This window comes from Geminicoccus flavidas, from assembly GCF_009806515.1.
Lineage (GTDB): Bacteria > Pseudomonadota > Alphaproteobacteria > Geminicoccales > Geminicoccaceae > Geminicoccus > Geminicoccus flavidus.
The window spans coordinates 1-8522 of the sequence record NZ_WUJP01000428.1 but is presented as its reverse complement, the minus strand read 5'-3'; the positions used below and the strand labels follow the sequence as shown (position 1 = coordinate 8522).

At 69.0% G+C, this 8522-nt stretch carries 8 protein-coding genes; 5 read left to right on the top strand and 3 right to left on the bottom strand.

From position 1 onward, the window contains the following. The 5 genes from EQG76_RS12035 to EQG76_RS12015 all read left to right on the top strand — a co-directional run. On the top strand, nt 1-1128 hold a 1128-nt coding region (locus EQG76_RS12035; protein WP_159713654.1), incomplete at its 5' end, for an ABC transporter permease. Continuing rightward, the gene (locus EQG76_RS12030) at nt 1125-1925 is read left to right on the top strand and encodes an ABC transporter permease (RefSeq protein ID WP_159713652.1); all 801 of its coding nucleotides are present in this window, start codon (nt 1125-1127) and stop codon (nt 1923-1925) included. The genes EQG76_RS12035 and EQG76_RS12030, both read left to right, overlap by 4 nt. After that, complete coding sequence (locus tag EQG76_RS12025) at nt 1922-3232, top strand: NAD(P)/FAD-dependent oxidoreductase (protein ID WP_159713650.1); 1311 nt, start codon at nt 1922-1924, stop codon at nt 3230-3232. The genes EQG76_RS12030 and EQG76_RS12025 overlap by 4 nt, the downstream gene beginning before the upstream one ends. Continuing rightward, nucleotides 3229-4320, top strand: coding sequence for an ABC transporter ATP-binding protein (locus tag EQG76_RS12020; protein ID WP_159713648.1), 1092 nt, complete (start codon nt 3229-3231; stop codon nt 4318-4320). The genes EQG76_RS12025 and EQG76_RS12020 overlap by 4 nt, the downstream gene beginning before the upstream one ends. A gap of 117 nt (nt 4321-4437) precedes the next feature. Then, nucleotides 4438-5619 carry a Gfo/Idh/MocA family protein gene (locus EQG76_RS12015; RefSeq protein ID WP_159713646.1) on the top strand — a complete coding sequence of 394 codons (1182 nt, stop codon included), beginning with the start codon at nt 4438-4440 and terminating at the stop codon, nt 5617-5619. Between the two features lie 13 nt (nt 5620-5632). Here the strand turns inward: EQG76_RS12015 and EQG76_RS12010 are convergent, their stop codons facing one another. The 3 genes from EQG76_RS12010 to EQG76_RS12000 all read right to left on the bottom strand — a co-directional run. After that, on the bottom strand, nt 5633-6796 hold the full coding sequence (locus EQG76_RS12010; RefSeq protein ID WP_159713644.1) for a mandelate racemase/muconate lactonizing enzyme family protein: 1164 nt from the start codon (nt 6794-6796) through the stop codon (nt 5633-5635). Nucleotides 6797-6808: 12 nt separating this feature from the next. Continuing rightward, on the bottom strand, nt 6809-7879 hold the full coding sequence (locus EQG76_RS12005; RefSeq protein ID WP_159713642.1) for a tartrate dehydrogenase: 1071 nt from the start codon (nt 7877-7879) through the stop codon (nt 6809-6811). 18 nt (nt 7880-7897) lie between these two features. Then, nucleotides 7898-8522, bottom strand: a 625-nt coding sequence (locus tag EQG76_RS12000; RefSeq protein ID WP_235031332.1) for an isocitrate/isopropylmalate family dehydrogenase, incomplete at its 5' end; no start/stop codon positions are given.

The following is an 8522-nucleotide window of genomic DNA, read 5'->3' as shown; positions in this document are numbered from 1 at the left end:
CTCCCGGTCGCCTACGTGGCCCTCCTTTATCTCGTTCCCTTGGGTGGCGTGGCACTGCGCAGCGTCGACAACTCGACGATCCATGCGAACCTGCCGGTGACGGCCGACGCGATCAGCGAGGCGGGCGCACCGAGCGACGCCGCTGCGGCAGCGCTGGCCAAGGATCTCGCCGCCGCCGACCGGCGCAGCTTAGGGGAGCTCGCGCGCCTCTTGAACCTGGACGCGCCCGGCATGCGCAGCCTGCTGCTCAAGACCAAGCGCTCGCTGGACGAGGTGGAGGTCAAGGGGATGGCGGACCTGCGGGCGATCGACCCGGACTGGGACGAGCCGATCTACTGGCAGGCACTCGCCGAGAACGCCCAGCCCTACACCTTCCGCTTCTACGCCACGGCCATGGGCCTCGACCGGGATCCGGCCGGCGGCTGGCAGTTCGGCGCCGAGGGCGCGATCTACCTGCAGATTCTGCTGCGCACCTTCTGGATGAGCCTGCAGGTGGCGGTGATCGCCTGCCTGATCGCCTATCCGCTGGCCCATTCCATCGCCAACGGGCCGCCGACCGTGCGCATCCTGCTCCTGGGTGCGGTGCTGCTGAGCTTCTGGATGTCGATCCTGGTCCGCACCACGGCCTGGGTCGTGATCCTGCAGCGCGAGGGCCTGGTGAACGAGGCGCTGATGGCATTCGGCCTCGTCCGTGAGCCGGTACAGCTCATCTTCAACCGGCTGGGCACGCTGCTCGCCATGGTCCACGTGCTCCTGCCGTTCGCGGTCCTGCCGCTGCTCAACAACATGAGGCAGATCCCGGCCCAGCAGCGCGACGCCGCGCGCTCGCTGGGTGCGGGCCCGTTCGAGAGCTTCGTGCGCGTCTACCTGCCGCAGACCATGCGCGGCATCCTGGTTGGTGCCGGCACGGTCTTCATCCTGTCGCTCGGCTTCTACATCACGCCGGCCCTGGTCGGCAGCCCGGGCGACCAGCTCCTGTCCTACTACATCGCCGACTTCATGCTGAAGCAGCTCAACTGGGGCATGGCCTCGACGCTCAGCGTCATCCTACTCGCCTGCGTACTGTTGGGCCTGGCGGTGGCCTGGTTGGTCAACCTCCTGTGGCGGCCGGCGGCGAGGGCGGCATGATCGCGCGCATCCTTTACGCGCTGCTGGTGAGCCTGGCGGTGCTGTTCCTGCTGGCCCCGATCCTCGCGGTGATCCCGCTCGCCTTCAACGGCGGCTCGTTTCTGAGCTATCCGCTCGACGGCGTGTCACTGCGCTGGTTCGAGACCTTCCTGACCACGCCGCCCTGGCTGATGGCACTGGGCAACAGCGTGAAGGTGGCGCTCGGCGCCACGCTGATCTCGGTGGTGCTGGGCGGTGCCGCGGCGGTGGGGCTCCATGCGCTGCCCAACGCCTGGCGGGTCGTCGTGGGCGGCCTGTTCATGTCACCGCTGGTGGTGCCCTCGGTGGTGCTGTCGGTCGGGCTGTTCTTCCTGTTCGCTCGGCTGGGCTTGGCCGGCCACCCGCTCTCGATCATGCTGGCCCACGCGCTGCTGGGCTTCCCGCTGGTGTTCATCTCAGTGGCGGCCACGCTGCGCGGCTTGGACCCGAACCTGGACCTGTCCGCGTCCGCCATGGGTGCTTCGCGCTGGTACCGGTTCTGGACGGTGACCTTCCCGCTGACGCTGCCGGGCTTCTGGACCGGGGCGATCTTCGCCTTCATGACCTCGTTCGACGAGGTCATCATCGCCCTGTTCCTCTCCAGCCCGGAGAGCATCACCCTGCCGGTCGTCCTGTTCGGCAGCCTGCGCGACAAGCTGCAGCCGACCATCGTCGCGGTGGCCGTGCTCCTGACCTGCACCTCCGCCCTCTTCCTCGCCGCGCTGGGCTGGCTCGGCCGTCCCGGCAAGGCGGGGCAACGAACCACGGAAACGCGATGAGCCCGTTCGCCCAAGACTTCGTCGAGACGCCCTACTGGTGGCTTGAGGCCCCGCCGCGGCCGGGCCTGCCGGCCTCGGCGCTGACCGATGTCGACTGCCTGATCGTCGGCTCCGGCCTGGCCGGTCTCAATGCCGCGATCACGCTGGCGCAGGCCGGGGTCCAGGTGACGGTGATCGAGCGGGGGTTGATCGGGGAGGGGGCCAGCACGCGCAATGGCGGCCAGCTCAGCGGCGGCTCCAAAGTCTCGAAGCCGGCGCTGGTGCGCCAGTTCGGCGAAGCGTGCGCCGCCGAGATCACGGCGGACTTCCAGGCCGTCTTTCCGTTCATCGTCGAGCGCATCCGGAGCCTCGGCATCGACTGCAGCCTGGAAGAGCGCGGCATGTTCATCGGCGCGCATACCAGCGCCGACTACCGCGCCTTCGCGGCGGAGCACGCCGCTCTCCCGCCCGAGCAGCAGGCCCGCAACCGACTGGTGCCGCCAGGCGAGGTGGGCAGCGAGCTCGCCACCTCGATCTATGCCGGCGGCTATGTCTATGGCGATGCCGGCCAGCTCCATCCCGGCCTCTACCATGCCGGGTTGCGCGCCCAGGCGGAGAAGCTGGGCGTGAAGCTGGTCTCCGGCGTCGAGCTTGCCGGCATCGAGCGCAAGGGCGACCGCTTCACCGCGATCCTGACAGATGGGGCGATCGACTGCCGGCGGATCATGGTGATGACCAACGGCTATACCGGGGCGGCCACGCCCTGGTTCCAGCGCCGGCTGATCCCGATCCGCAGCTACATGATCGCGACCGAGGAGCTGCCGAACGTCGCGGAACTGATCCCGGGCGGCCGGCCGCTCGCCGACACCAAGCGCATCCTCTACTATTATCGCAGCTCGCCGGACCGCAGGCGCATCCTGTTCGGTGGCCGGGCCAGCTTTCGCGATGTCGACGCGCGCACCAGTGCGGTGAAGCTCCACGCGTTCCTGACCGACGTATTCCCCCAGCTCCGGGGCGTGAAGCTGAGCCATGCCTGGTTCGGCAACGTCGCCTTCACCTTCGACTGGCTGCCCCATTTTGGCCAGCACGAGGGCGTCTATTACGCCTGCGGCTGCAACGGCAGCGGCGTGCCGATGCTGAGCTACCTGGGTGATCGCGCCGCCCGCTCGATGCTGGCTGATGGCAAGGAGATGGGCGGGCTCGGTGCCATACCGTTCAACACTATGCCAGGCTATGGCGGCCGGCCCTGGTTCCTGCCGATCGTCGGCACGGCCTATCGCTGGACCGACCGGATCCGCCGCCGGCTCGACCAGAAGGTGGCCGCATGACTACGCACGACCGGCTGCGCCTGGAGCGCCTGAGCAAGCATTATGGCCGCCACCAGGTGCTGCACGACGTCTCGCTCGACATCGAGCGCGGCAGCTTTTTGACCCTGCTGGGCCCGTCGGGCTCCGGCAAGACCACGCTACTCAAGGTCCTGGCCGGCTTCGAGCGCTGCTCGGAAGGCCGGCTCCTCCTAGGTGCCGCCGACATCACCGACCTGCCGGCCGAGCGACGCAATTTCGGCCTGGTCTTCCAGGGCTACGCGCTGTTCCCGCACATGACCGTCGCGAACAACGTGGCCTTCCCGCTCAAGGTCCGCCGCTGGGACAGGAGCCGCATCGAGGCCCGGGTGCGGGAGATGCTAGAGCTGGTGCAGCTCGGCCACCTGGCCCACCGCAAGCCGGCCGAGCTGTCGGGCGGGCAGCAGCAGCGCGTGGCGCTGGCTCGGGCCCTCGCGTTCGAGCCCGACCTCCTGCTGCTGGACGAGCCGATGAGCGCGCTCGACCGCAAGCTGCGCGCCGACCTGCAGATCGAGCTGCGCCGCATCCATCGCCGGCTGGGCACCACCTTCGTCTATGTCACCCACGACCAGGACGAGGCGATGACCATGTCCGACCAAGTGGCCGTGCTCGACCATGGTCGGCTGATGCAGGTGGGCCCGCCCGAAACGCTCTACGAGCGCCCGGAGAACCGGTTCGTGGCCGAGTTCCTGGGGCGCAGCAACTTCCTGCCCGCGCGCGTGCTGGCGCCCGATAGGCCGGGCAGCCGGATCGAGGTCGGCGGCCGGACCTGCCGCCATGCCGGCCCGGTGCCCGAGGCAGGGCGCGGCCTGAGCCTGTTGCTGCGGCCCGAGGACATCGAGGTGCGCCCGGCATTGCCGGGTGACGGATGGAACTGCCTGTCCGGACGCCTGCAGATCCGCACCTATTTTGGCGACCGCGCCCTCTATCAGGTGGAGGTACCGGGTGCCGGCACTGTGTCGGCCTATGCGCCGGCCAGGCCCGACTTCCGTCCGGCCGAGGGGGACGAGGTCCATCTGGTCTGGCGGGCCGAGGATGGGGTGCTGCTGCCTGCGGAGGCCGAGTACCCCTGATGGACCCGGCAGCAACGCATCTGGATTGATCACGGGCGATTCCCGGGGGATGAGGGAAATGCCGGCTCTGGCCGGCGGATCCAGGGAAGTGCTCGAGACAGGGGAGGATGCGGTGCCATGGCTAAGCAGGGTAGCGCTTTCGCCGCGTTCGGCCGGCCGATCCGGCTGGGCCTGGTGGGTGGCAGCCACGGCTTCATCGGCCCGGTCCACCGCGTAGCGGCGACGCTGGACCGGCGCTTCGTCCTGACCGCCGGCGTGCTGTCCTCCGACGCCGGGCGCGGGCGGGCCGCCGGTATCGCCATCGGCCTGGATCCGGAGCGCTGCTATGGCGACGTCGCCGCCATGATCGCAGGCGAGGCCGGCCGGGCAGACGCCATCGAGGCGGTCGCGATCATGACCCCGAACGGTCACCATGCCGCCGCCGCCAGTGCTGCGCTGGCGGCAGGGTTGGACGTGATCTGCGACAAGCCGCTGACCACCGCCCTGGCTGACGCGCTGGCGCTGGTGCAGGCGGCCGAGGCAAGTGGCCTGGTGTTCTGCACCACCTACAACTACAGCGCCTATCCGATGGTCCGCCAGGCGCGGGCCATGGTGCGCAACGGCGAGCTGGGCGCCATCCGCCAGGTCCACACCACCTATGTGCAGGGGCACAACGCCACGCTGGTCGAGGCCGACCCGGCCAAGCGCGGCTGGCGGTTCGACCCGGCGCTTTCTGGGGAATCGCTGATCCTGGGCGACATCGGCACCCACGCCCATCATCTGGCCGCGTTCGTGTCCGGCCTGGAGCTGGAGGCGGTGCTGGCCGACCTTCATGCGCTGGTGCCCGGGCGCCAGGCGCATGATTACGGCGCGGTGCTGCAGCGCTGGAGCGGCGGAGTGCCGGGCACGATGTGGGTGACCAATGCCGCGGCCGGCGCGGAACATGGCCTGTCCTTTCGGATCTTCGGCGAGCTGGGCGGGCTGGAATGGCACCAGGAGCGGCCGAACGAGCTGCGCCACCGCCGCCTGAACGGCTTCGAGCAGATCCTGACCCGGCGGCTGCACGGGGCACTCCTGCCCGAGGCCGAGCGGCTGGTCAGGGTCGAGATCGGCCATCCCGAAGGCTATCAGGAGGCGTTCGCCAATCTCTACCGCGACGTCGCCGAGGCCGTCGCCGCGCGCCGCACCGGCCTGCCCGCCGATCCGCTGGCCCTGGAGTTTCCGACGGTCCGCGACGGTGCCGCCGGCATGGCGTTCATCGCAGGTGCACTGGAGAGCCAGCGCACCGGGACCTGGGCGGACTGCCGGCTGCGGGTGTGAGTCGGAGGGGGCCTCAGGTCAGCTCGCGCATAACCCGGTAGAGATCGGCCTTGGCCTCGAAGCCGATGCCGGGGATGTCCGGCAGGCCCACCCGGCCATCCCGAACCTCGATGCTGTCGGCAAAGCCGCCAAAGGGCTGGAACACGTCGGGATAGCTCTCGTTGCCGCCCAAATGAAGGCCGGCGGCGAGGTTGAGCGACATCTGGTGGCCGCCATGCGGCACGACCCGGCGGGGCGACCAGCCGAGATCCTCCATGACCTCCAGCGTGCGCAGATACTCGACCAGGCCGTAGGACAGGGCGCAGTCGAACTGGAGCCAGTCGCGCTCTGGCCGCATCCCGCCATAGCGCAGGAGGTTGCGGGCGTCCTGGCGCGAGAACAGGTTCTCGCCCGTCGCGATCGGCCGGTCATAGGCATCGGCCAAGCGCGCCTGGATCTCGTAGTCGAGCGGGTCGCCCGCCTCCTCGAACCAGAACAGGTCGTAGGGCTTCAGTGCCTCGGCATAGGCGAGCGTGGTCTCGAGATCGAAACGGCCATTCGCGTCGACGGCGAGGTTGCGGCCGTTGCCCACGACCTCCAGGACCGCCTCGATCCGGGCAATGTCCTCCTCCAGCGGCACCGCGCCGATCTTCATCTTCACGACGCGGTAGCCGCGCTCCAGATAGCCCCGCATCTCGTCCTGGAGCTGGGCGTGGTCCTTGCCGGGGTAGTAGTAGCCGCCGGCGGCATAGACCCAGACGCTCTGGTCATGCACACCGCCGCGGTAGCGGTCGGCCAGGAGTTGGTAGAGCGGCACGCCCGCGATCTTGGCCACGGCGTCCCAGACCGCCATGTCGATCGTGCCCACGGCGACCGAGCGCTCGCCGTGTCCGCCCGGCTTCTCGTTCTTCATGAGGGTCGCCCAGATCGCGAACGGATCCAGGTTGTCGTTCGCCTCGTCGACGAGGCTGGCAGGGTCCGCCTCCAGCACACGGCCGATGAAGCGGTCGCGCATCAGGGCACCCTGGCCGTAGCGGCCGTTGGAATTGAAGCCGTAGCCGACCACCGGCCGGCCGTCGCGCACGACGTCGGTGACCACGGCCACGACCGAGCAGGTCATCTTGGAGAAGTCGATATAGGCGTTGGCGATGGGCGAGGCGATCGAGACCGTCTTTTCGCGGATGTCGGTGATCCTCATGGCCGAACTTCCTCAGGCCAGCGCATCGGCGATGGCCTGGCCGCAGGTGCGGGTGTCGGCCTTGCCACCCAGGTCGCGGGTGCGCAGCGCCGGCTCGGCCAGCACCCGCTCGATCGCGGCGACGATCGAGGCCGCGGCCTCGGGATGGCCCAGATGCTCCAGCATCATGGCACCCGCCCAGATCTGGCCCACCGGATTGGCCACCCCTTGCCCGGCGATGTCCGGGGCCGAGCCGTGCACCGGCTCGAACAAAGAGGGGAAGCGCCGCTCGGGATTGATGTTGCCAGACGGTGCAATGCCGATCGTCCCGGTGCAGGCGGGGCCGAGGTCCGACAGGATGTCGCCGAACAGGTTCGAGGCCACCACCACGTCGAACCAGTCCGGGTGCAGCACGAACTGCGCGGTCAGGATGTCGATATGGTACTTGTCGACCTTCACCTCGGGATAGGCCTTGGCCATCTCGGCCACCCGTTCGTCCCAGTAGGGCATGGTGATCGAGATGCCGTTCGACTTGGTGGCCGAGGTCAGGTGCCGGCCGCGGCTCATCGCCAAGTCGAAGGCGTAGCGCAAGATGCGGTCGACCCCGTGGCGGGTCATCACCGTTTCCTGGATCACGATCTCGCGCTTGGTGCCGGGGAACATGCGCCCACCGATCGAAGAATATTCGCCCTCGGTGTTCTCGCGCACGATCATCATGTCGATGTCGCCAGGGGCACGGCCCGCGAGCGGCGAGGGAACGCCCGGCATGGCGCGGGCCGGGCGCAGGCTCACATACTGGTCGTACTCGCGCCGGAACTGAATCAGCGAGCCCCACAGCGAGACATGGTCGGGCACGGTGGCAGGCCAGCCCACCGCGCCGAAGAAGATCGCGTCCGAGCCGTCGAGCCGCTCCTTCCAGTCCTCGGGCATCATCGTGCCGTGCTGCTGGTAGTAGTCGGCCGAGGCGAAGCCGTGCTCGGTGAACTCGAAGCCCAGGCCGTGCCGCCTGGCCGCGGCCTCCAGTACGCGCAGGCCCTCGGGCACGACCTCCTTGCCGATCCCGTCGCCGGGAATCACCGCGATCTTCATCCGGTTGGTGCTCATCTGGGCTCTCTTCGATCGTTAGTCGTTGCGGCCGCGGATCGCCTCGACCGCGGCCAGGGTGACGTCCTTAGTCCGGGCGGTGCCGCCTAGGTCGGGGGTGTGGAGTGCCGGGTCGGCCGTGACCCGCTCGATCGCCTGCATCAGGAGCGCCGCAGCACCCGGCTCGCCCAGATGGTCGAGCATCATTGCGGCGCTCCAGAACGTGCCCACCGGGTTTGCGATGCCCTTGCCGGTAATGTCGAACGCCGAGCCGTGGATCGGCTCGAACATGGAGGGCGCCCGTCCAGTCGGGTTGATGTTGGCCGTGGGTGCTATGCCGATCGAGCCGGCCAGGGCCGCGGCCAGGTCCGACAGGATGTCGGCGTGGAGGTTGGTGGCGACGATCGTGTCGAGCGAGCCGGGTTTGAGCGTCATCCGCACGGTCATGGCGTCGACCAGCATCTTGTCCCAGGTCACGTCCGGGAAGTCGGCCGCGACCTCCTGGGCGATCTCGTCCCAGAGCACTAGGCCGTAGCGCTGCGCGTTGGACTTGGTGACGACGGTGAGCAGCTTGCGCGGCCGCGACTGGGCGAACCGGAAGGCGTAGCGCATGATCCGCTCCACGCCTGCGCGGGTGAAGATCGCCACCTCGGTCGCCACTTCC

Excerpts from the sequence above, each read along its gene's own strand:
- EQG76_RS12030 (WP_159713652.1), top strand. The coding sequence starts at position 1,125 with ATGATCGCGCGCATCCTTTACGCGCTGCTGGTGAGCCTGGCGGTGCTG.
- EQG76_RS12025 (WP_159713650.1), top strand. The coding sequence starts at position 1,922 with ATGAGCCCGTTCGCCCAAGACTTCGTCGAGACGCCCTACTGGTGGCTT.
- EQG76_RS12020 (WP_159713648.1), top strand. The coding sequence starts at position 3,229 with ATGACTACGCACGACCGGCTGCGCCTGGAGCGCCTGAGCAAGCATTAT.
- EQG76_RS12015 (WP_159713646.1), top strand. The coding sequence starts at position 4,438 with ATGGCTAAGCAGGGTAGCGCTTTCGCCGCGTTCGGCCGGCCGATCCGG.
- EQG76_RS12010 (WP_159713644.1), bottom strand. The coding sequence starts at position 6,796 with ATGAGGATCACCGACATCCGCGAAAAGACGGTCTCGATCGCCTCGCCC.
- EQG76_RS12005 (WP_159713642.1), bottom strand. The coding sequence starts at position 7,879 with ATGAGCACCAACCGGATGAAGATCGCGGTGATTCCCGGCGACGGGATC.